Source organism: Pseudomonas sp. PA15(2017) (genome assembly GCF_001945395.1).
GTDB lineage: Bacteria > Pseudomonadota > Gammaproteobacteria > Pseudomonadales > Pseudomonadaceae > Aquipseudomonas.
In genome coordinates, this window is record NZ_MSXV01000002.1 from 151,937 (window position 1) to 173,681 (window position 21,745).

General features: G+C 64.9%; 20 protein-coding genes and 1 pseudogene. 10 read left to right on the top strand and 11 right to left on the bottom strand.

Going from position 1 to position 21,745, the window contains the following annotated elements:
• Window positions 1–40 precede the first annotated feature (40 nt).
• Together BVH03_RS01040 and solA are read left to right on the top strand one after the other, a co-directional pair.
• On the top strand, window positions 41–700 hold the full coding sequence (locus BVH03_RS01040; protein ID WP_075959457.1) for an HD domain-containing protein: 660 nt from the start codon (window positions 41–43) through the stop codon (window positions 698–700).
• An 8-nt stretch (window positions 701–708) separates the two neighbouring features.
• Window positions 709–1,875, top strand: a complete 1,167-nt coding sequence (solA, locus tag BVH03_RS01045; protein ID WP_075959458.1) for an N-methyl-L-tryptophan oxidase — start codon at window positions 709–711, stop codon at window positions 1,873–1,875.
• A 210-nt stretch (window positions 1,876–2,085) separates the two neighbouring features.
• Here solA and BVH03_RS01050 read toward each other — a convergent pair whose 3' ends face one another.
• From BVH03_RS01050 to BVH03_RS01065, 4 genes are read right to left on the bottom strand one after another with little or no spacing between them, the layout of a single operon-like run.
• Window positions 2,086–2,574: a GNAT family N-acetyltransferase gene (locus BVH03_RS01050; RefSeq protein WP_075959459.1), complete on the bottom strand. Its 489-nt coding sequence runs from the start codon at window positions 2,572–2,574 to the stop codon at window positions 2,086–2,088.
• 19 nt (window positions 2,575–2,593) lie between these two features.
• Window positions 2,594–3,055: an RES family NAD+ phosphorylase gene (locus BVH03_RS01055; RefSeq protein ID WP_075959460.1), complete on the bottom strand. Its 462-nt coding sequence runs from the start codon at window positions 3,053–3,055 to the stop codon at window positions 2,594–2,596.
• Window positions 3,055–3,525, bottom strand: a complete 471-nt coding sequence (locus BVH03_RS01060) for an antitoxin Xre/MbcA/ParS toxin-binding domain-containing protein (RefSeq protein WP_075959461.1) — start codon at window positions 3,523–3,525, stop codon at window positions 3,055–3,057. Before BVH03_RS01060 ends, BVH03_RS01055 begins: the two co-directional genes overlap by 1 nt.
• A 42-nt stretch (window positions 3,526–3,567) precedes the next feature.
• Window positions 3,568–4,149: a gamma carbonic anhydrase family protein gene (locus BVH03_RS01065; protein WP_075959462.1), complete on the bottom strand. Its 582-nt coding sequence runs from the start codon at window positions 4,147–4,149 to the stop codon at window positions 3,568–3,570.
• 243 nt (window positions 4,150–4,392) lie between these two features.
• Between BVH03_RS01065 and prlC the strand changes: the two genes are divergently transcribed.
• Both prlC and BVH03_RS01075 read left to right on the top strand, forming a co-directional pair.
• The gene (gene prlC / locus BVH03_RS01070; RefSeq protein WP_075959463.1) at window positions 4,393–6,441 is read left to right on the top strand and encodes an oligopeptidase A; all 2,049 of its coding nucleotides are present in this window, start codon (window positions 4,393–4,395) and stop codon (window positions 6,439–6,441) included.
• Window positions 6,438–6,725: a YheV family putative zinc ribbon protein gene (locus BVH03_RS01075; RefSeq protein ID WP_075959464.1), complete on the top strand. Its 288-nt coding sequence runs from the start codon at window positions 6,438–6,440 to the stop codon at window positions 6,723–6,725. Before prlC ends, BVH03_RS01075 begins: the two co-directional genes overlap by 4 nt.
• Window positions 6,726–6,789: 64 nt before the next feature.
• Here the strand turns inward: BVH03_RS01075 and BVH03_RS01080 are convergent, their stop codons facing one another.
• The 3 genes from BVH03_RS01080 to BVH03_RS01090 all read right to left on the bottom strand — a co-directional run bounded on the left by BVH03_RS01080 (window position 6,790) and on the right by BVH03_RS01090 (window position 9,836).
• Window positions 6,790–8,316 carry a tripartite tricarboxylate transporter permease gene (locus BVH03_RS01080; RefSeq protein WP_075959465.1) on the bottom strand — a complete coding sequence of 509 codons (1,527 nt, stop codon included), beginning with the start codon at window positions 8,314–8,316 and terminating at the stop codon, window positions 6,790–6,792.
• 10 nt (window positions 8,317–8,326) lie between these two features.
• Window positions 8,327–8,806 (bottom strand): tripartite tricarboxylate transporter TctB family protein, encoded by a 480-nt coding sequence (locus BVH03_RS01085; RefSeq protein WP_075959466.1) that lies wholly within the window; start codon window positions 8,804–8,806, stop codon window positions 8,327–8,329.
• Window positions 8,807–8,867: 61 nt separating this feature from the next.
• A complete protein-coding gene (locus BVH03_RS01090) occupies window positions 8,868–9,836 on the bottom strand; it encodes a tripartite tricarboxylate transporter substrate binding protein (RefSeq protein ID WP_075959467.1) in 969 nt (322 codons plus the stop codon).
• A gap of 645 nt (window positions 9,837–10,481) precedes the next feature.
• Here BVH03_RS01090 and BVH03_RS01095 point away from each other — a divergent pair.
• From BVH03_RS01095 to BVH03_RS01105, 3 genes are all read left to right on the top strand, one after another.
• The gene (locus tag BVH03_RS01095; protein WP_075959468.1) at window positions 10,482–11,900 is read left to right on the top strand and encodes an FAD-binding oxidoreductase; all 1,419 of its coding nucleotides are present in this window, start codon (window positions 10,482–10,484) and stop codon (window positions 11,898–11,900) included.
• A 73-nt stretch (window positions 11,901–11,973) separates the two neighbouring features.
• Window positions 11,974–13,047 (top strand): hypothetical protein, encoded by a 1,074-nt coding sequence (locus BVH03_RS01100; protein WP_075959469.1) that lies wholly within the window; start codon window positions 11,974–11,976, stop codon window positions 13,045–13,047.
• Window positions 13,048–13,066: 19 nt separating this feature from the next.
• A complete protein-coding gene (locus BVH03_RS01105) occupies window positions 13,067–13,846 on the top strand; it encodes a DUF1835 domain-containing protein (protein ID WP_075959470.1) in 780 nt (259 codons plus the stop codon).
• Between the two features lie 151 nt (window positions 13,847–13,997).
• On the opposite strand, the pseudogene BVH03_RS01110 reads toward BVH03_RS01105, so the two are convergent.
• Window positions 13,998–14,783: pseudogene (locus BVH03_RS01110) on the bottom strand (helix-turn-helix transcriptional regulator); the annotation flags it as partial.
• A gap of 97 nt (window positions 14,784–14,880) precedes the next feature.
• Here BVH03_RS01110 and BVH03_RS01115 point away from each other — a divergent pair.
• On the top strand, window positions 14,881–15,882 hold the full coding sequence (locus tag BVH03_RS01115) for a bile acid:sodium symporter family protein (protein ID WP_075959471.1): 1,002 nt from the start codon (window positions 14,881–14,883) through the stop codon (window positions 15,880–15,882).
• Complete coding sequence (locus tag BVH03_RS25595) at window positions 15,879–16,277, top strand: DUF2388 domain-containing protein (protein ID WP_075959472.1); 399 nt, start codon at window positions 15,879–15,881, stop codon at window positions 16,275–16,277. Before BVH03_RS01115 ends, BVH03_RS25595 begins: the two co-directional genes overlap by 4 nt.
• Before the next feature lie 57 nt (window positions 16,278–16,334).
• On the opposite strand, the gene BVH03_RS01125 is transcribed toward BVH03_RS25595, so the two are convergent.
• From BVH03_RS01125 to BVH03_RS01135, 3 genes are read right to left on the bottom strand one after another with little or no spacing between them, the layout of a single operon-like run.
• A complete protein-coding gene (locus BVH03_RS01125; RefSeq protein WP_075959473.1) occupies window positions 16,335–17,282 on the bottom strand; it encodes a transporter in 948 nt (315 codons plus the stop codon).
• A gap of 58 nt (window positions 17,283–17,340) precedes the next feature.
• Window positions 17,341–18,105 (bottom strand): coniferyl-alcohol dehydrogenase, encoded by a 765-nt coding sequence (locus tag BVH03_RS01130; RefSeq protein ID WP_075959474.1) that lies wholly within the window; start codon window positions 18,103–18,105, stop codon window positions 17,341–17,343.
• 42 nt (window positions 18,106–18,147) lie between these two features.
• On the bottom strand, window positions 18,148–19,638 hold the full coding sequence (locus tag BVH03_RS01135) for a benzaldehyde dehydrogenase (RefSeq protein WP_075959475.1): 1,491 nt from the start codon (window positions 19,636–19,638) through the stop codon (window positions 18,148–18,150).
• A 256-nt stretch (window positions 19,639–19,894) separates the two neighbouring features.
• On the opposite strand from BVH03_RS01135, the gene BVH03_RS01140 reads away from it, so the two are divergent.
• On the top strand, window positions 19,895–21,661 hold the full coding sequence (locus BVH03_RS01140) for a sigma-54-dependent Fis family transcriptional regulator (RefSeq protein WP_075959476.1): 1,767 nt from the start codon (window positions 19,895–19,897) through the stop codon (window positions 21,659–21,661).
• Window positions 21,662–21,745: the final 84 nt, after the last annotated feature.

The window sequence follows — 21,745 nt, forward strand, 5'->3', positions numbered from 1 at the left end:
CTGGCTCTAAGGTGCGGCTTTCGCACCTAGCGCCCTGTCGATGAATCTGGATCCTTTCGCCCCATACGCCAAGCTGGCTGGCCAGCTGTTGGCCGCTTGCGCGCCGTCTACCGACGATGGCGCCCATGACCTGTCGCACCTGCAACGGGTGTGGGTCAACGTTCGGCGCTTGCAGCGCGAGGAGGGCGGTGATCTGGAGTTGCTGCTGGCGGCGGTGCTGCTGCATGACTGCGTGGCGGTGGAAAAGGATTCGCCGCTGCGCTCCAGCGCTTCGCGGTTGTCCGCTGCGCGCGCCGGCGAGGCGCTCGCAGGCCTCGGCTGGCCGAGCGAGCGCATCGCCGCCGTGCGCCATGCCATCGAGGCGCACAGTTTCTCCGCCGCCATTACGCCGACCAGCCTGGAGGCGCGCATCCTGCAGGATGCCGACCGCCTGGACGCCATCGGCCTGATCGGCGTGGCGCGCTGTTTTCATGTCTCCGGTCGCCTGGGCAGCGCGCTGTACGATGCCGAGGATATCGACGCACGCCAGCGGCCACTGGATGACCAGCGTTTCGCCCTGGACCATTTCCACACCAAGTTGCTGGGCCTGGCCGCCGGCTTCCAGACTGCCACCGGTTCGCGCCTGGCCGGGCAGCGGCACGCGCGGATGGTCGCCTTCCTCGACGCCTTTCGCGAAGAAACCCAGCCCTTCGAGCAGTAGAGAACCCCATGCACTACGACGTTATCGTGATCGGCCTGGGCGCCATGGGCGCCGCCACCCTTTACCAACTGGCCAAGCGCGGCGTGCGCGTGGCCGGCGTTGACCGCTATGCGCCGCCCCACGACCAGGGCTCCAGCCATGGCGACACGCGCATCACCCGCCAGGCGGTGGGCGAGGGCGCGGCCTATGTGCCGCTGGCGCTCAATTCCCAACGCATCTGGCGTGAGCTGGAGGCGCAGAGCGGCGAAGCTTTGTTCGAAGCCTGCGGCATGCTGATGCTGAGCAGCAGCCAGGAGCCGACCCGCGGCCATGGCACGCCTGACTTCGGTGGCGAAACGGCAGCGCTGGCCAAGCGCTTTGGCATCGAACACAGCCTGCTGGAGGCCGCCGCCATCCGTCAGCGCTTCCCGCAATTCGGCGGCTTCGGCGATGCTGCCACCGGCTATTACGAGCCGGGCGCCGGTTACGTGCGCCCCGAGAGGGCCATCGAAGTACAGCTGCGGCTGGCCGAGCAACTGGGCGCGGCCTTGCACACCCATACGCGGGTCGAGGCTATCGAGTCAGATGCCGGAGGCGTTCGGGTGCGCACGGGCAGTGGTACGCTTACGGCGGACAGGGCGATCGTCTGTGCCGGGATGTGGACGGGCCGGCTGCTGGGCGCGTCTGTCGAGGGCTTGTTGAAGGTCTGTCGCCAGCAACTGGTGTGGTTCGAGCTGGACGAGCCGGAGCGTTTCGCTGCCGGCTCGCCGGTTTACATCCTGCTGCACGGCGCGGCGGATACCGACAGTTGCTACGGTTTCCCGCCGCTGCCGGGCGAGAACGCCATCAAGATCGCCACCGAGCAGTACCTCGAAGGCTGCGACCCCGATGCCCTGGATCGCAGCGTCCGCCAGGCGGATATCGACGCCCTGTACGACGCCCACGTGGCTGGCCGGCTGCTCGGGGTTTCCCGGCGGGTACTGAAGTCCAAGGTGTGCACTTATACCATCACGCCGGACTTCAACTTCATCATCGATACCCATCCGCAGATGGCCAACGTAACCTTGGTGTCGGCCTGCTCTGGGCACGGCTTCAAGCATTCCGCCGGTATCAGCGAAGCGCTGGCCATGGGGCATTGTGGTGAGACCGGCGGGGCAGATCTGTCGGCGTTCTCGCTGGCGCGTTTCAGGTCGTAGTCAGCTCGGGAGCTACTAACTTATCGACTGCAGCAGGGCAGGAGCAGCCGTTCGCCGAACCACTGTGGGAGCGCGCCATGCGCGCGAAAAATCGCGGGCATGGCCCGCTCCCACAGATAATCACCAGCTCGTAGCCTGTGGTTGAGCGTAGCGATACCCAGGAGATGATCCCGGGTTTCGCTGCGCTCCACGCCGGGCTACGGAATGGGCTCAATCATCCAGCCAGCGATACATCACATGGCAATCCACCAGGCCCAGCGTGCGGTGGCGGTAAGCCTTGGGCAGGGTGCCGACGATGGCGAAACCGTGTTTCTGCCACAGCGCCACGGCGACGGTGTTGCTGGCCACCACGGAGTTGAACTGCATGGCCTGGAAGCCCAGCTCGTGGGCAACCTGCAGCGAGTGTTGGCACAGCGCGCTCGCCACGCCCTTGCCGCGGGCGGCCGGCGAGGTCATGTAGCCACAGTTGCACACGTGGTCGCCCGGCCCTGCGGCGTTGGCCTTGATGTAATAGGTGCCGAGGATCTGCCCGTGTTCTTCGGCCACGAAGGTGGCACGTGGCAGTTCGACCCAGGTTTTCCAGGCCGTCTCACGGTCCATGGCCGGGTCATAGGCGTAGGTTTCCTGGCCCTGGACGACATCACGGATGATAGGCCAGACCTGATCGAAATCGGTTTCGTTGATGGGACGGATATTCACGGGGTTTCCTAGAGGCTGATCACGCCTTGAACATGCGTGGGTCGTAGGTGAAGTCGTAGGTGTCGACGATGCGGATACGGCTGATGGCCGGGTGCAGCGGGTTGACCACCAGGTTGCGCTCCAGCGGCAGCACCGCAGAGGGCACGATCAGGCCGAGGTGGTTGACCGCGCGCAGCCAGGCGCTGCCGAAATCCATGCTCGGACGATCCACCGGCAACGCGCTCCAGCCTTTTGGCAATTCGCTGGCCGCCGGCTCCCAGTAGAGGTCTGCATCGTCCGGTAGCTCGAAACAGGTGATCTTCATCGGCATCGCCGGCGGGCCTTCGGCATGCACGAAGGTTTCGAGGCAGCAGATGCCGGGGCTCAGGCCCATGTACACGGCGGCCACGTCCTGCTCGTTCCAGCGCCCACCTTCGATGGCGGCGCCACGCCCGGACAAATCGGTGGCCCGCTTGGCCTTGGCCACGCGCCAGGCACGCATCAGGCGGCGCCACCCCAATCGAGGGCATTGAGCACCCGGCGTACCTGTTTGGCGCCGATTTCCGTCTCGCAGAGCATGATCGGCGCCTGATCGCCGAGGGAGCGATTGGCCCGCGACATCCACTCGGCGGCGGCCTGGCGGCTTTCGAACACGTCCTCGGCCAGTTGGCAGACCATGGCGATGCGATCCAGGCGCTCGGAGGCCACCGGATCGAGCACCTTGCGCTCGCGGCGGCGGCGCTCGAGGGTCGAGATCGACGCGTTAAGAAGAACTTCCAGGCTGCGCTCGGGCAGGGTGAAGGTCGCTTTCACTGCCTGCACCAGGTCGGCGGCGAAGCCGTCGCGAATCTGCTGCAGGCGCTCGGCTTCGCTGAGCTTTTCGCGGCCGGCGCTGAAATCCCAGAAGGCGGCGATTACCGGCGAGTGGTCATCCTTGCCCTGTTTGGCCTGACGCATTGCGGTAACGGTCATGTTGCCTCCTTCATTTGAATTAAATTAAGCGTCAAATGAAGGTTACACCTTTGCGTTCGTGCTTGCACGCTCGGCTGTCGGTGATTGGTCGTAGCCTTCGGCGATATGCTGATCCTTGAGCCTCACATAGTTGCCGGCGGTGTAGCTGAAGAAGTGGCGCTCCTTGTCGGTCAACGGGCGTGCCTGTTTCACTGGGCTGCCGACATACAGGAAACCGCTTTCCAGCACCTTGCCCGGTGGCACCAGGCTGCCGGCGCCGATGATCACGTCGTCCTCGACCACCGCGCCGTCCATCACCGTGCTGCCCATGCCGACCAGGATGCGGCTGCCCAGGGTGCAGCCGTGCAGCATCACCTTGTGGCCGATGGTCACTTCGTTGCCGATGATCAACGGGAAACCGTCCGGGTTGAACGGGCCGGCATGGGTGATGTGCAGCACGCTGCCGTCCTGCACGCTGGTGCGCTTGCCGATGCGGATACGGTGCATGTCGCCACGGATCACGGTCAGCGGCCATACCGAACTGTCCTCGCCGATCTCCACGTCGCCGATGACCACCGCCGAGCTGTCGACGAACACCCGATCACCGAGCGTCGGTTTTGTGCCCTGATAAGTACGAATCGCCACGATAGAAACCTCTGAAGTTACGCTGGGGGTTGATTGTAATTAAGATGACCGCCATATCAGTTGTCAGGGCATCTCTAAAAACGTAGGCGAGGCAGTCAGCGCAAGGCAAAAAAAGGCGAGAAAGCGCAGTTCAAGAGTTGTAAATGAGCATTTTGAGCCTGTTTCAACGCAGCGATGGCAACGCAGGTAGTTTTTAGAGGTGCCCTTCACTGTTTTTAATTCATTCCACCACAGGTACCCGACGTGAGTGCGAACAATCCCCTGCTGCAAGATTTCGACCTGCCGCCGTATTCGACCATCCTGCCCGAGCATGTAGAGCCGGCGGTGGATGCCATTCTCGCCGAGAGCCGCAGCGTGGTCGCCAAGGTGCTGGCCAGCCAGGGCGATGCGCCGCGCTGGGAAAGGCTGATCGACGCGCTCGACGAGCAGGGCGCCAAGCTGGGCCGCGCCTGGAGCCCGGTCAGCCACCTCAATGCCGTGCGCAACAACCCCGAGCTGCGCGCCGCCTATGAGGCCTGCCTGCCGAAGCTTTCCGAATACTGGACGGAAATGGGCCAGAACCGCGCCCTGTTCCAGGCCTACGAGGCGCTGGCGGCCAGCCCCGATGCGGCCAGTTTCGATGTCGCGCAAAAGACCATTCTCGAACACGCCCTGCGTGACTTCCGTCTGTCCGGTATCGACCTGCCGTCCGAGCAGCAGAAGCGTTATGGCGAGATCCAGATGCGCCTGTCCGAGCTGGGCAGCCGCTTCTCCAATCAGCTGCTGGACGCCACCCAGGCCTGGACCAAGCACATCGAGGACGAAAGTCTGCTGGCCGGCATCACCGAGTCGGCCAAGGCGCAGATGCAGCAGGCCGCCGAAGCCAAGAACCTCTCGGGCTGGCTGATCACCCTGGAATTCCCCAGCTACTACGCGGTGATGACCTACGCCGACAACCGTGCCCTGCGCGAAGAGCTGTACGCGGCCTATTGCACCCGTGCCTCTGACCAAGGGCCGAATGCCGGGCAGAACGACAACGGCCCGGTGATGGCCGAGATTCTCGAGCTGCGCCAGGAGCTGGCGCGCCTGCTGGGCTTCGGCAATTACGCCGAACTGAGCCTGGCCAGCAAGATGGCCGAGTCCAGCGAGCAGGTGCTGAGCTTCCTGCGCGACCTGGCGGTGCGCAGCAAGCCGTTCGCCGAGCAGGACTTGACCGAGCTGCGCGCCTTCGCCGCCGAGCAGGGCTGCAACGACCTGCAAAGCTGGGACGTGGGCTACTACAGCGAGAAGCTGCGCGAGCAGCGCTACAGCATTTCCCAGGAAATCCTGCGCGCCTACTTCCCGATCGACAAGGTGCTCGGCGGCCTGTTCGCCATCGTCGAGAAGCTCTACGGCATCCAGATCAAGGAACTGCGTGATTTCGACACCTGGCACCCGGACGTGCGCCTGTTCGAGATTTCCGAGAACGGCCAGCACGTCGGGCGCTTCTTCTTCGACCTCTACGCCCGCGCCAACAAGCGTGGCGGTGCCTGGATGGACGGCGCCCGCGACAAGCGCCGCGCGGTCGGCGGCGAGCTGGTCAGCCCGGTGGCCAACCTGGTGTGCAACTTCACCCCTGCTTCGGCCGGCAAGCCGGCGCTGTTGACTCACGATGAAGTCACCACGCTTTTTCACGAGTTCGGCCATGGCCTGCATCACCTGCTGACCCGCGTCGAGCACGTCGGCGTGTCCGGCATCAATGGCGTGGCCTGGGATGCCGTGGAGCTGCCGAGCCAGTTCATGGAAAACTGGTGCTGGGAGCCCGAGGGCCTGGCGCTGATCTCCGGTCACTATGAAACCGGCGAGCCGTTGCCCCAGGACCTGCTCGACAAGATGCTGGCCGCCAAGAACTTCCAGTCCGGCCTGATGATGGTGCGCCAGCTGGAATTCTCGCTGTTCGACTTCGAACTGCACGTTACCCACGGCGATGGCCGCAGCGTGCTGGAGGTGCTCGAGGGCATTCGTGACGAGGTCTCGGTGCTGCGTCCGCCGGCCTACAACCGCTTCCCCAACAGCTTCGCGCACATCTTTGCCGGCGGTTATGCGGCCGGTTACTACAGCTACAAGTGGGCCGAAGTGCTGAGCGCCGATGCCTTCTCGAAGTTCGAGGAAGAGGGCGTGCTCAACCCGCAGACCGGTCGGGCCTTCCGCGAGGCGATCCTGGCCCGCGGTGGTTCCCAGGCGCCGATGGTGCTGTTCGTCGATTTCCGCGGCCGTGAGCCGAGCATCGACGCGCTATTGCGCCATCTGGGTCTGAGTGCGGAGGCGGCATGAGTGACGCCCCTGCAGACATCACGCCCAAGCGTTTCATCGCCGGTGCCGTATGCCCGGCGTGCAGCGAGATGGACAGCATCAAGATGTGGAACGTCGACGGCGTGCCGCACCGCGAATGCGTGCAGTGCGGTTACGCCGACACCTTGGACGAGCGTGGCAACTCGGTCGCCAGGGAGCTGCCGACCCGCGTCAACGTCAGCGCCCTGACGCCGAAGAAACCGGCTGACCCCAAGGTCAAGGCCGTGCAGTTCTTTCCCAATCCGAAGCTGAAGAAGCCCGAATAGGTTTTTACCTCGCGGAAACGAAACAAGCGCCCCAGGGCGCTTGTTTCGTTTCAGGAGCGGGCAATCAACTCGTCGACAACGCCTCGGAAGGTTTCTTGTCTTTCCTGGCCCGCAGCAGGCTGTAGGCGTGCCAGAGCACCGACAGCGCCGCCAAACCGAGGAACAGCGCCGAGATCGGGCTGGTCAGGAAGGCGGTGAAGCTGCCGTCGGAAAGCATCAGCCCGCGGCGCAGGTTGGTCTCGGCCATCGGCCCGAGGATGAAACCGATGATGAACGGCGGCGCCGGCATGCCGGCCTTGATGAAGCCGTAGCCGAGAATGCCGAACAGCAGGATGCTCCAGGCATCGAACAGGCGGCTGTTGAGGCCGAAGGCCCCGACCACGCAGAGCACCAGGATGATCGGCAGCAGGATGTGCTTGGGCACCGACAGCAGCTTGATGAAGATGCGCAGGCCGTAGAACTCCAGCACCAGCATGATCACCGTGGCCAGGATCAGCGCGGCGAAGATGGTGTACACCAGCGGCCCCTGGGTGATGAACAGCAGCGGGCCGGGCTGGATGCCGTGAATCAGGAAGCCGCCGAGCAGCATGGCGGTCACCGTGTCACCCGGAATGCCGAGGGTCAGCAACGGCACCATGGCGCCACCGATGGCCGCGCTGTTGCAGGTTTCGCTGGCCACCACGCCGCCAGGGTTGCCCTTGCCGTAGGAGTCCGGGTCCTTGGCGCGCTTCTTCGCCACGATGTAGGAAATGATGTTCGAGGTGCCCGAACCCACGCCCGGCAGCACGCCGATGCCCAGGCCGATCATCGCCGAGCGGAAGGCGTTGCGCAGCTGGCCGACGAATTCCTTCAGCGAGAAGCCGAAGCCGCGCACCTTGGACATGTCCAGCGGCTTGACCTTGGTCATGCCGGCGTGGCGCCCGGTCTCGGCCAGGCGAATCACCTCGGCGACGGCGAACATGCCGATCATCACCGCCAGCATGGCGAAGCCGCCGTTGAGGTTGGACTGGTCGAAGGTGAAGCGGCGGATCGCATCCACCGGGGCGATGCCGACGGTTGAGAAGGCGAAGCCCAGGGCGCCGGAGAATACGCCCTTGGTCAGCGAGCCGGTGGACAGCGTGGCGATCAGGGTCAGGGAGAAGATGGCGATGGCGAAATATTCGTGGGGGCCGAAACTGAGCGCCACCTTGGCCAGCATCGGGGCGATGAACATCAGCGCGCCGATCCCGAAGAAGGTGCCCAGGAACGAGAACACGATACCGATGCCGAGGGCCTTGAAGCCTTCGCCCTTTTCCATCATCGGCCCGCCATCGAACACCGTGGCGATCGATGAGGGCGTGCCGGGAATCTTCAGCAGGATCGACGGGATCAGGCTGCCGGAGATCGCCCCCACGTAGAGCGCCACCAGCAGCGACAGGCCGGCGGCCGGGCCCATGGTGAAGGTCAGCGGCAGGCACAGCGCCACGGCCATGGTGGCCGACAGGCCCGGTACGGCGCCGAAGATGATGCCGACCACCACGCCGATGGTGATGAGGATGAAGATCTGCAGCGAAAAGACGGCGGCGAAGCCGTGTGTCATCAAGTCGAGCATCGCGCGCCTCCTAGATGTTCAGCACGCCGGAGGGCAGCATCAGATCGAAGCCCTGGCGGAAGATGAGGTAGATGACGATGGCCGAGATGATCGCCGTGATCACGTAGGTCACGTGGCCGATCTTCTGCCCGTGGGGCGTCAGCACGATGAACTGTAGGTACAGGTAAATCGCCGTGACGATGGGAAAGCCGATAGGCTCCAGGGTGGCGATGTAGGCGGCGATCAGCGCCAGGGTCTTGATCACCGTGCCGTACTCGGAGACCTCGCCCTTCTTGTCGTCGGCCGGGGCGTCGGCGGCCGGCGCGTTGCGAAAGCCGAATACCAGCTGCAGCACGCCCAGCCCGCACATGAAGATCGCCAGTACGTAAGGCACGAACGCGGCGTCGATGAACGACTTGCGCGGCAGGCTCATGGTGGCCAGCAGGTAAGCGACGCCGGCGGCCAGCATGAAGCCGCCGGTGATCAGCTCTTTTCGCTTGAAAGCATCCACAGCGAACTCCTATGGATCGGGGAATGAAAAAGCCGCAAGCGGGGGCTTGCGGCTGCAGGGATCAGTTCGATTGCCGCAGGGCGTCCTTGAACTGCATGAACTCCTCGCGGTGCTCCTTGAGCATGGCAATGGCGTCATCCGTGCCGTAGTAGGCCACCGGCTGCTTGTAGGTCTTGGCCAGCTCCTCGCCGTAGCTGGGGATCTCGGTGATCTGTTTCATGACCTCGGCCATCTTGGCGACGATGGCGGCGTCGGTGCCTTTCGGGAAGGCCACCACGTAGGGCTTCTCGACGATCAGGTCGACGTCCTTCTCGCGGAAGGTGGGGATGTCGCCAACCAGCGGGTTGCGCTCCTCGTTGGGCTGCGCCAGGGCGTTCATCGCGCCGCTCTGGATGTAGTCCTGCAGCGCGCCGTAGCTGATCGCGCCCATGTCAATGCGCCCGCCCAGCAGCGCGACGATGCGCTCGGCCACGGTGCCGGTGTCGATGTAGCGCAGCTCGGTACCGGTGCGTTTCTCGAACATCAGGCCCTGCAGATGGGAAAAGTTACCCATCTCGGTGCCGTAGGAGATGCTCTTGGGCTTTTCCTTGGCCTGGGCGATCAGCTTCTCGACGCTGTCGATGCCCGACTGCTTGGAGGCTACGAAGATCGACGCCTTGTCGACGCCAGCGATGCAGGAAATGTCGAAGGCGTCATAGCTGTCATCGCTGAGACCGGCGACTTCGTTGACGATCAACTGGCCGGTGTGGGTGAACAGAATGGTGTGGCCGTCAGCCGATGATTCTTTTACGTGGGAAGCCGCCACCGTGCCGCCGCCACCGCCCATGTTGGTGATCACCATCGGCTTGCCGGTAATCTGGGTGAAGTACTTGGCCATCATGCGGGCGTTGAAGTCGGTGTCGCCGCCGGCGTTGGCCGGCACCACGACCTGAACCGCGCGGGTCGGCCAGTTCGGCTCCTGGGCGAAACTGGTGGCGGAAGTGGTCAGCAGGGCTGCGGACAGCAAGGTCGCGGACAGAATTTTATTCATTGGAAGTTCTCCGATAACGCCACGCCTGAACAACTCGATGGCTTGTTTTCAGCGCGTACTTAATAGGAAGCCCAACCCGCCCGATAATTAATCAGCAGGTAAGTCATATGGCGATTGGGGATGGCGAGGCGGCGTTAGTGCCGGTCTGGACTGCTGCGAGGACTCATGGCGAGAGCGGATCCTATGATTATTATTAGTTGGCGTCGTACGTTGTCGTATGACGGCAAGAGGATGATTGTCTGCGCTGTTCGGCCTGTCAATGAAGCATCTTTAGATAAGCCGATTCATAATGTTTCATTTGTATAAATTATTGATTTATAAAAAATTTATTAAATGTTTCATTATTTTTCTTGTGTGTCGTTTCGGACGCTGTTTATTAAATGAGCGGGTTATTGCCGATTTGGAATTTACTAATAAGCGGATTCTTGCCGATTTAAACTTCGTTATACGATGACTTATGATTTGATCGGTGCAGCAATCTGCTCGACAAACTTTCCATGGCGGCTCGATAAGCCTTGCCATGTACTGCCGCCAGCGCCGACTTCATCTGCCGAGGCCTGCGTACAGCGGTTTCTGTCCCTGGCTGGCGAACTCGCACTGTCGAGTCAGCGGCCATCCTGACCATTCCCTGCGGAGTACCCTTGCATGAGCCACCTGCCAGCCGAACTGCTACGGACCCTCGGCGAGATCATCGGCGCGGCCGGCCTGATCGATGACCCGGCGGCCATGCAGCCCTACCTCAGTGACTGGCGTAATGCCTACCGTGGGCGCGCCGCGCTGGTGGTGCGCCCGGCCTCCACCGGGGAAGTGGCCGCAGTGGTTCGTGCATGTCACCAGGCCGGCGTGCCGCTGGTGCCACAGGGCGGCAACACCGGGTTGTGTGGCGGGTCGATCCCGGACGACTCGGGGCACCAGGTGGTGCTGTCGCTGACCCGCCTGACCCGGATTCGTGATGTCGATCCGGGCAACGAAACCATCACCGTCGAGGCCGGCGTGTTGCTCCAGCAGGTGCAGGAAGCCGCCGCTTCGGTAGGCCGCCAGTTTCCCCTGTCGCTCGGCGCCGAGGGCAGTTGCACCATCGGCGGCAACCTGGCGACCAACGCCGGCGGCACCGCGGTACTGCGCTACGGCAACATGCGCGACCTGACCCTGGGCGTCGAAGTGGTGCTACCCGACGGGCGCCTGTGGAACGGCTTGCGCGGCCTGCGCAAGGACAACACCGGCTATGACCTCAAGCATCTGTTCATCGGCAGCGAAGGCACCCTGGGCATCATCACCGCGGCGGTACTCAAGCTCTATCCGGCGGTGCGCAGCCGCACCACGGCCTGGGTCGCGCTGCCCAGCCCGCAGGCGGCGGTGGCGCTGATCGGCCGTATGCGCGCATTGTGCGGCGACCGGCTGACCGGGTTCGAGCTGATGTCGCGGCAGAGCGTGGGGTTCGTGCTGCGCCACGTACCGGGTTGCAGCGATCCCTTCGCCGCGGTGCATCCCTGGTACGTGTTGATCGAACTCAGTGACACGCTGCCCGAGGCGCCGCTCAACGCCATGCTGGAAACCGGCCTCGGTGCCGCCTTCGAGCAGGGCGAGGCGCTGGACGCCGTCGTGGCCAGCAGCGAGGCGCAGGTCGCGGCGTTATGGAAGCTGCGCGAGGGCATTTCCGAAGCGCAGAACCACGAGGGGCCGAGCCTCAAGCACGATATCAGCGTGCCGGTCAGCGCCATTGCCGCCTTCATCGCCCAGGCGGACGAGCGCCTGCAGCAGGCGTTCCCAGGTGTGCGCATCGTCTGCTACGGCCATGTTGGTGACGGCAACCTGCACTACAACATCAGCAAGCCGCTGGGCAGCGAGGATGCCCCGTTCAAGGCCCAGGCCGAGGCGATCATGCACCTCATCTACGACGTGACCGCGGCCTTTGCCGGCAGCATCAGCGCCGAGCATGGCCTCGGCCAGGCCAAGCGCGAGGCGGCGCGGCGCTACAAGGACCCGCTGGAGCTGGAGCTGATGCGCAGCCTCAAGCAGACGCTGGACCCTTCCGGTTTGATGAACCCCGGCAAACTGCTCTGATCCGGCGCCTGGCGCTCATGCTGGGCGTGGCGGATACTGCCGGCCTCCCGTGACCGGAATAAGGACGTTCTTCGTGCGCCTGCTGCTCTTGCCCTTGCTTGCCCTCACCCTGCCAGCGCTGGCCGATGTGCGTATCGACGATCTCACCGACAAGCGCAGCGATTGGGAAACCTACCGCTTCCCGTTGCTGGTCGGCGACAGCCCGGCCACCGCCCGGATCAACACCTTCCTGCAGGCGCGCGAGTTGCAGGCGCTGCCGGGGCGCTTCGCCAAATCACCCTTCGAGAAGGTGCAGCCCAAGGAGGGCGAGCACTGGGGGGTGAACAGCCTCGATTACCAGATCAGCGGCCAGGGGCCGGGTTATCTGTCGCTGAGCATCGACAGTGAATACACCGCTGCCTACAGCAGCCAGGGCTCGCGGGGCTACAATTTCGATCTGGCCAGCGGCCGCCCCATCGGCTTGCCACAATTGCTCAGCCCCGAGGGGCTGCTGCGTCTCCAGACCGAACTGCAGGCGCAGCGGGTCAAGCGCCTCGAGAATTTTCTCAAGGCCATGCCGCCGAGCAAGCCGGAAAAACCTGGCACGTTGACTGACGATGAGCAGTGGCTGGAAGACCAGCGCGCCATGTACACCGAATGCCTCGACACGCGACGCGACGCCGGCCTCGACTACGACCGCTTGCAACTGGGTGCTGACAGCCTGAGCGTGATTGGCGAGACCTGCGCCAACCACGCCAGCCGCGCGCTGGACGAGCTTGGCGAGTTCCGCAACAGCGCCAGCTACCAGTCCCTGAGCGCCGACCTCAGCCCCTACGGCCGCTGCCTGCTGCTGGAAAAGCGCAACGATTGCACCCTGCCGGCGAACAGCACGGCGCAAGGCGTTTACCACGGCAGCATCGGGCCTTATCCTATCACCCTGGTGATCGAGCAGCTGTATAGCGACCACAGCCTGTCCGCCAGCTACTTCTACGACAAGCACGCCAGGCAGATCGAACTGGGCGGCGAGTTCCAGCAGGACTTTCTCACCCTCCACGAAAGCGGCGAACCACCGGCCCGCTTCGAACTCGAATTCCAGGCCGATGGCAGCTTGACCGGCACTTGGCAGCAGGGCGAGAAATCGCCGCTGGCCGTCAAACTCACCCCGTAGCGCTCGACGAGGAGGACTCATGTGGCATCTGGTCTGTGGTGACAATGCCGTCGCCGGCGTCACCCATGTGATCGGCCAGGAGGCCGCCGAGGCCGGCCTGCGTGTGCTGCGCGACGACCTGGCCGTCGGCCCGCTGGGCGATGTCGACGCGCCGCCCTGTGAGGCACGCGCGGCGTTCTGGCGTGGGGTATGGCCGGCAGGCGTGACGCCGGTACCGGATTTTGCCGCGGACCTGCCCGCCGATGCGCGGTGGCTCGCCGATCTGGCCGGCCAGGAGCGGCCGGTGACCGTCTGGCACGGCGACAGCGCCAGCGAGCAATTGCTGCTGGCGCGTGTGGCCGATGCCCTCGAAGGCAGCGGCGTCGCCCTGCTCGAAGTGGCCTGCGGCACCGGCAACAGCTGGGTGCAGAGCCGCAGGGCGGTGGCCATGCACGCTCCGCAGGCGCTGCTGGAGTTGGCCAACCCGCAGCCGGTCGGGCCTGAACGCCTTGCCGTGCTGGCGGCGCAGTGGCGTGCCGTGGTTGCCGATGGCGGGCTGATTCATCGCTGGCAGGCAGGCGCGTTCAGCACCGAGGATTACCAGGCCATCGACGCGGCACTGCTGCGCCACGCCCGCGCCGAGCCACAACCCTTGGCACGGGTGATGGCCGAGGTGATGGCGCGCTGCGACGGCTTCTTCGCCACCGACTTCTTCCTGTTCTGGCGTGCCCGCGAGCTGGCCCACAGCGGCCAGCTGGTGCTCGGCGGTGAGCCGGGCGAGCACGGTTACTCGGGGCTGCAGGTGCGCCGCAGCAGCTGATTCAGCCGCTGAAGGGCACCTCTAAAAACTACCTACGTTGTCAGCGCGGCGTTAAAAACAGGCTAAAAATGCTCATTTACAGCACGTAAACTCCGCTTTTTAGCCTGTTTTTGCCTTGCGCTGACTGCCTCGCCGACGTTTTTAGAGCTGCCCTGAAGAACTCGCCGGGCGTGGCGCCGAACTGCTGGCGAAAGGCGGCGATGAAGGCTGAAGTGGAGTCGTAGCCGCAGAGCAGGGCAACGTCGGTGACGCGCTCGCCGCGCTCCAGCGGCGTCAGTGCGCCGAGCAGGCGCAGGCGTTGCCGCCAGGCGCGAAAGGTCAGGCCGGTGTCGCGCAGGAACAGGCGGCTGAGGGTCTTTTCCGACACGCCGAGCCGTTCGCCCCAGGCGGCCAGGGTGCGGTCGTCGTCTGGTTTATTCTGCAACTGGCTGCACAGGGTGCACAGCCGCGCATCGCCTGGCCACGGCAGCGACAGGTGCACCTCGGGCGCCGCCCGCAGGCGGTCGAGCAGCACCTGAGCCAGGCGGCCGTCCGGCCCGCTTTCGTCGTACTCCACCGGTAGTTCGCAGAAGCTGCGAATCAACTCGCGGGTCAGCGCATCCACGCCCAGCACCCGGCAGTTTTGCGTTGTGCTCTCGGGGTTGTCGTCCTGCAGGTAGAGGCTGCGCATTTCGGTGTTCGCCGAGCTGAGCACTTCGTGTTCCAGGCCGGCGGGAATCCAGATGGCCCGCTGCGGTGGTGCGACGAAGCGGCCGGCTGCGGTGTGTACGTGCAGCACGCCCTGAATGGCGTAGGTCAACTGCACCCAGGCGTGGCGGTGGCGCGGCGTGCCGGTCTGGCGCGGCAGCGACTCGTTGCGCGCGTAGAGCGGGCGGGGCAAGCGTTCCAGGTGCGGAATGCTGCGTTCGGCGATACTGCTCTGTCCGTTAGGCGACATGATCTGGCTTTATGGCGTTAGTCGGCAATAGCCAGGCAGGGTAAAGTGAGCGCCTTTGGATGGCAACTGCCTGCCTCGACTGCCCGGAGTCCCACCCATGGCCCGCTCTCGCTTACTGCCCGACAACTTCACCCTGACGCTGATCGCCGTCGTGCTCACCGCCACCTTCCTGCCCGTCAGTGGCCAGGCAGCCGTGGCGTTCGGCTGGATCACCAACCTGGCAATCGCCCTGCTGTTCTTCCTGCATGGTGCCAAGCTGTCGCGTGAGGCGATCCTCGCCGGCGCCGGCCACTGGCGCCTGCACCTGCTGGTGTTCAGCTGCACCTTCATCCTCTTCCCGCTGCTGGGCCTGGCGCTCAAGCCGCTGCTGTCGCCGCTGATCGGCACCGAACTGTACCTGGGCATGCTCTACCTGTGCGCCCTGCCGGCCACCGTGCAGTCGGCCATCGCTTTCACCTCGCTGGCGCGCGGCAACATCCCTGCCGCGATCTGCAGCGCGGCGGCGTCCAGCCTGTTCGGCATCTTCCTCACCCCGTTGCTGGTGGCGCTGCTGATGGACGTGCACGGCAGCGGCGGCTCGCTGCTCGATGCCATCGGCAAGATCACCCTGCAGCTGCTGGTGCCGTTCATTCTTGGCCAGATCGCCCGGCGCTGGATCGGCGCCTGGGTCGGGCGCAACAAGAACTGGCTCAAGTACGTCGACCAGAGCTCTATCCTGCTGGTGGTCTACACCGCCTTCAGTGCGGCGGTGGTCGAGGGCCTGTGGAATCAGGTGTCCTGGCCGACCCTGGGCCTGCTGATCCTCTCCTGCTGCCTGTTGCTGGCCCTGGCGCTGGGTATCACCGCGCTGCTCGGCAAGGTGTGCGGCTTCAACCAGGAAGACCGCATCACCATCCTGTTCTGCGGCTCGAAGAAGAGCCTGGCCACCGGCGTACCAATGGCCCAGGTGCTGTTCGCCGGCAGCAGCATCGGCTTGATGATCCTGCCGATGATGCTGTTCCACCAGATCCAGCTGATGGTCTGCGCGGTGCTTGCCCAGCGTTATGCCAGGCGGGTCGATCCGGTCGCATCGAGCGAAACCAAGGTGGCGGTGAATTGAGTAATCGCTCGTTTCTCAAGGCCTCACTGCTGTTGATCGCCCTGTTCCCAGCGCTGCCGGCTCATGCCTGGGTTCGGGTCGCGCCAGAGCTGGATGAGAACCCGCTGGCGGGCACGACATACTACGGCGTGCTATCGACCCTGGTGCCGTTTCTCACCACCACCAAGCCGGGAGAGGGCACCGAGCTGGCCGAGGAAGTATCGAAAGAGAGCAGTAGCCTCGAGCAGAAGTTGAAGCTGGCCCGGGACGATGCAGCGGCCTTCGTCGGCAGTCATGGGCAGATTCGTGGGGTGATGCTGAAGGCGGCGCTGAGCGCGCTGCAGCAGCGCCGCGAGCTGGCAGCCTACAGTGACATGCAGTTGGCAGAGGCGTTGCTGGCTTACGAGCCGCGCTAGGCACGTCGAGCGCGAGTGAAACAGGCAAGGCGTAAGCGCCTTGCCTGCGTTCCAGCGCTAGAACAGCTTGTGCACGAAGCTGAGCACGAACTTGTTGCCCTCCGTGCGGTTCTCGGCGCCCTGCTCGAAGTAGCTGTTGGCGGTCAGGATGTTCTCCTTCGAGAAGCTGTAGGTCAGCCCTGGGCCGATGGCCCAGACCTGTTCGCGGCGGCCACTGACGTCGCGGCCGTCGACCTCGGTATCGCTGATCTGCTTGAGCCAGTAGCCGGCCAGGCCGACGCTCAGTTTGTCGTCGAGCGCGTACTGGGTGGCGAAGTTGGCATGCAGCGCTTGGCCGGCCTGGGTGCTCGATACATCGCCGAAGGCCGTCGACGGATCGCGGTTCTTGGCATTCCACAGGTACCAGAAGCGCCCGCTGACCGACCACCTGGGCGTGAACCAGTAAGTCGCCGCGTAATAGGGGTTGAACGACCAGAAATTGCCGCCAGGGTTGACCGATTTGTCGCGGTCATAGGCCCCGGTGGGCAGGATCACCTCGGCCTCGATGCGCTGGGCGAGCAGCGGCGAGCCGTCGGCGCGGGTGGTCAGCGAGGATTGCAGGAACGCCCCGAGCACGATGTCGCCCACGCCTTCGCGTGAACTGAGCACGGCGTTGTCGAGGCCATCGTCTACCTCGGCATGGGCCAGCCAGGGCACGATCACCGTGAAGCCGGGCATCCAGCCGCTCGCCATCGGCTGGCCCAGGTGAATGTATTGGGTGACCGGCGCGAAGGTCTCGATCTCCTGCTTGGGCAGCGGCAGCTTGTCGCCGTGCTCGTCGTTGAAGCGCGAAGCCTTGCCGTAGATCAGGTACTCGACCAGGTAGTTGCCGGGCCCGCCAGGCAGGGGCGCGCCGTCGTAGAAACTGGTGGAGCCGAGGTTGACCGAGGGTTGGTCGTAGGCCTGGGCGGTGCCTGCCAGCGCAGCCAGGCCGAGGGTCAGAAGCGGGAGACGTGATGCGTGCATGGTGATGATCCTTGTCTTGTTGTTCTTGTCGTAGATCGTGGTGGCGCCTCGGCGAGGCTCACACGTAGCTGGCTGCCAGCCCGCCATCGACCGGGATGTTGGCGCCGCACACCCAGCGCGCCGCATCCGAGCAGAGGAACAGCACCACGGCGGCCACTTCGTCGGCCAGGGCCGGGCGCTTCATGTGGCGGCCGTCGCGCTGCAGGCGCTCGTCGCTGAGCATCTGCACGAAGTCACCGAGGATCGGCGTGAACACCGGGCCGGGCGCCACACAGTTCATGCGCACGTCGTGCTCGCGAAACCAGGGCGAGGCGTTCTGGTACGACCAGACGATCAGTGCCTCCTTGAAGTACTGGTAACAGGTGGCCTGCTCGACCGGATTGGCGTCCAGCCAGGTGCCGCCGGCCGCGAAACCCGATGTGGCGGCCAGGGCCTTGTGCGCGGCGAGGCGCTGTGGCCACTCGGCGCCGAGAATCGACGCGGCATTGACGATGCAGCCGCCAGCCAGCCGCGACAGCAGGCTCTCGCTGAGGTGGCGCAGGCCCAGGTAATTGACCCGGCCGACCAGCTCGGCCGGCGCGGTGCCGGGTACGCCAGCGATGTTGCACAGGCCGTCGATACGCTCGGGCAGGCGGGCGATGACCTGGTCGATGCTCGCCGGGTCGCCAAGGTCGACCGGGTGGTAGGCGTGTACGCTGATCTGCGGCTCGTGACGATCCAGGGCGATCACCCGGGCGCCAGCGCAGCGTGCCAGTCGAGCCACTTCGGCACCGATCCCGGAAGCGGCGCCGGTCACGATCAGGGTCTTGTCATGCAGGTTCATGGTGCGTCCTCTTGTTCTTGTTGTGGGCAAATCGGGTGGGGGTCAAAAGGGATACAGCGGCGGGGTGTCCTTGACCGTCACCCACTGCCACTGGGTGAACTCGTCCCAGTTGGCCGGGCCGCTCATGCTGCCGCCGTTGCCGGAATTGCCACGGCCGCCGAATGGGTTGACGCCATCGTCGTTCACCGTCTGGTCGTTGATGTGCAGCATGCCGGCGCGTAGTTGGGCGCCGATCGCCATGGCGCGGCCCACGGAGCGGGAGATCACTGCCGCGGCGAGGCCGTATTCGCTGCGGTTGGCCAGTTCGATGGCCTGTTCGTCGCTGGCGAAGCTGGCCACGCAGGCCACCGGGCCGAACAGCTCGGTGTCGAAGGCCGGCATGCCCGGCGCCAGGTGGCTGAGTACGGTGGGCTGATAGAACAGACCGTCGTACTGGCCGCCCACCTGCAGACGCGCACCGGCCACCACGCTGTCGAGCACCAGTTGGTGGGTTCTTACCAGCTGGTGCTCGTTGATCATCGGGCCCAGCTCAACGTCGCCGCCAGCCGGGTCACCCAGGCGCAGGCGCCGGGTACGCTCGACCAAGCCCTCGACGAAGCGCTCGTGCAGCGACTCGTGCACCAGGATCAGCCCGCTGGCCATGCAGATTTGCCCCTGATGCAGGAAGGCGCCCCAACTGGCGCAACTCTGGGCGCGCTCCAGGTCGGCGTCGTCGAGAATGATCAGCGGGTTCTTGCCACCCAACTCCAGCGCTACTTTCTTGAGGTGGCGCCCGGCGGTTTCCGCGACCTTGCGCCCGGCTGCGGTGGAGCCGGTGAAGGCAATCATCCGCACGTGCGGGTCGCTGCACAGCGCCGCACCGGCATCGGCACCGCCAGGCAGCACGTGCAACACGCCCTCGGGCAGCCCGGCCAGCTCGAACAGGCGGGCGATCAGGAAGCCACCGGCGATCGGCGTCTGTGGGTCGGGCTTGAGCACCACCGCGTTGCCTGCCGCCAGTGCCGGGGCCACGGCGCGGATCGACAGGATGAGCGGGAAGTTGAACGGCGAGATCACCCCGACCACGCCGTGGGGCAGGCGCCGCGCGTAGGACAGAGTACCGGTGCTACTCGGCAGCACCAGGCCGTGGGGCTGCATCACCTGGCCGGCGGCGACCTGCAGGAACAGCACCGCCTCACGCACCTCATGCTGAGCCTTGGGCAGGATGCCGCCGGTTTCACGGGCGATGAACAGCGCGCATTCGTCGGCCTGGGCCTGCAGCAGCGCAGCGGCGCGCAGAAAGATATCGGCACGCTGGCGCGGCGGCACGGCCTCCCAGGCCGGCTGTTGGGCGGCTGCCGCCGCAGTGGCGATGGCGACATCCTCGGCGCGCGCCTGACCGGTGATGGTCAGGCGTTCGCCCGTGGCGGGCTCGATGACGGCATTGCACCCGTCCGCCAGGGGCGTCCGCCAGGTGCCGGAAAACAATCTGGCCTCCCACACCTGTTCATCCAGCAAAGCGGTATTCGATTCTGATCGTGGCAGTCGAGACATGGTGTCTCCTTGGAGTATTGTTGTTTTGAGTGATGTGCCGGTGGCATCGGCACTGATCGCAAGGAGCGTGCCCAGCCATGTGGCAGCGCTGAGCGATTTGGATAATTCATAACAATTTCAATAAGCTGGGCGCGTTCGTCGGGGTTTTCAGGTTGGTCAGGCATCGATTTCAGCTGCTCACGTTTGAGCAAATGAGTAAGTCGAGGAGCCGTTTTGCCATGCCGATCTGATGAATTGCGCAAGCGAGGAGCCGTGCATGGCCGATAGCCGTCGCATATCCCTGGATGCCCTGCAGATCACTGAAACGCCGCACTACCGTGGTGCCAGCGACGCGCTGGACTGGGAGAATTCCCCGACCCTGCGCGACCTCACCGAGTGTCTGTTCTTCTCGCCGGGTGACGGGCGCATCTGGCTCAACGACCAGCGCATGGTGCTGCTGCACTGCGAAGCACTGGGTGCGCTGCGCCGCGAGCTGATCGACAGCCTTGGCCTGGAGCGCGCCCGCGGACTGTTGACCCGCGCCGGATACCTGTCCGGCGCCCGGGATGCTCGGCTGGTGCAGCAGCGCTGGGCAGACGCCGAGCCAGCGTCGATCTTCGCCGCGGGCATCCGCCTGCATGGGCTGGAGGGTATGGTCAAGGTCGAGCCGCTGCACTTCGAATTCGATGTCGACCGCGGTCACTATGACGGCGAATTTCTCTGGCACCACGCCCACGAGGACGACGAACACATCGCCGCCTACGGCATCGGCAACGACCCGGCCTGCTGGATGGAGCTGGGTTACGCCACCGGCTACGTGAGCGGTCTGTTCGGCCGCCTGGTGGTGTTTCGCGAGGTGGAATGCCGGGCCATGGGCCGCCAGGTGTGCCGCGTGCTGGGCAAGACCGCCGAGCTGTGGGGCGATGTGGACGAAGATCTGCGCTACCTGAACGCCTCGGCCGAGGAGGGCGAGCACAGCCGCCTGGAGCGCGCCTCTTATCGGCCGTTACCGGCTAGTGCCGGGGAGGGCGATGAAGGTCGCATGATCGGCGCCTCGGCTGCGTTCAACGCCGCCTTTCAGTCGCTGCAGCGGGTGGCGCGTACGCCGGCCACGGTGCTGTTCGGTGGCGAATCCGGGGTCGGCAAGGAGCTGTTCGCCAGCAACCTGCACCGCATGAGCGAGCGCCGCGACGGGCCGTTCGTGGCGCTCAACTGCGCGGCCATCGCCGAGAGCCTGATCGAGGCGGAATTGTTCGGCGTCGAGCGCGGCGCCTTCACTGGTGCCAGCCATTCGAGGCCCGGCCGCTTCGAGCGCGCACAAGGCGGCACGCTGTTTCTCGACGAGGTGGCCTGCCTCAGCCTGCCGGGGCAGGGCAAGCTGCTGCGTGCGCTGCAGGAACGCGAGATCGAGCGGGTCGGTGGTACTTCGGTGATCAACGTCGATGTGCGGGTGATCGCGGCGACCAATGTGGATCTGCGTGCCGCCGTACGCCGTGGCGAGTTTCGCGAAGACCTGTACTACCGCCTCAATGTCTACCCGATCCATATCCCGCCGCTGCGCGAACGGCGCGACGATATTCCGCTGTTGGTGGACTTCTTCATGCGCCGTTATTGCGAGCGTTATGGGCGCACACCGGCTGGCTTGACCATGCGCGGTATCAAGGCGCTGCTCAACTACGATTTCCCCGGCAATATCCGCGAGTTGCAGAACCTGATCGAACGCGGCGTGATCGCCAGTAACGAAGGCGCCCCCATCGACCTCAACCACCTGTTTCGCGATGAAGAACTGCCGGCCGAATTCTATTCGCTGCTGCAGCAGGGGCGGCTGGTGCAGCACCAGGAGCGGCCCGGCGAGGTGGACCTGCTGACGCGGCTCGGCTGCCCAGACCTGCCCGACGCCAGCCTGTCGCTGGAGACCGTGGAGAACCAGCTGCTCGAGCAAGCCCTGCAACGCAGCGCCGGTAACCTGGCTGCGGCCGCCCGCATGCTGGGGCTGAGCCGGGCGCAGTTCGCCTATCGGCTGAAGCGGGCGCGGGGCGACTGAGGTTTTTCGCGGGCATGAACTAGGCGTTCCCGCCCGCCTCCACAGATCGTATGGCTGCCACACATTTTGTGGGAGCGCGCCATG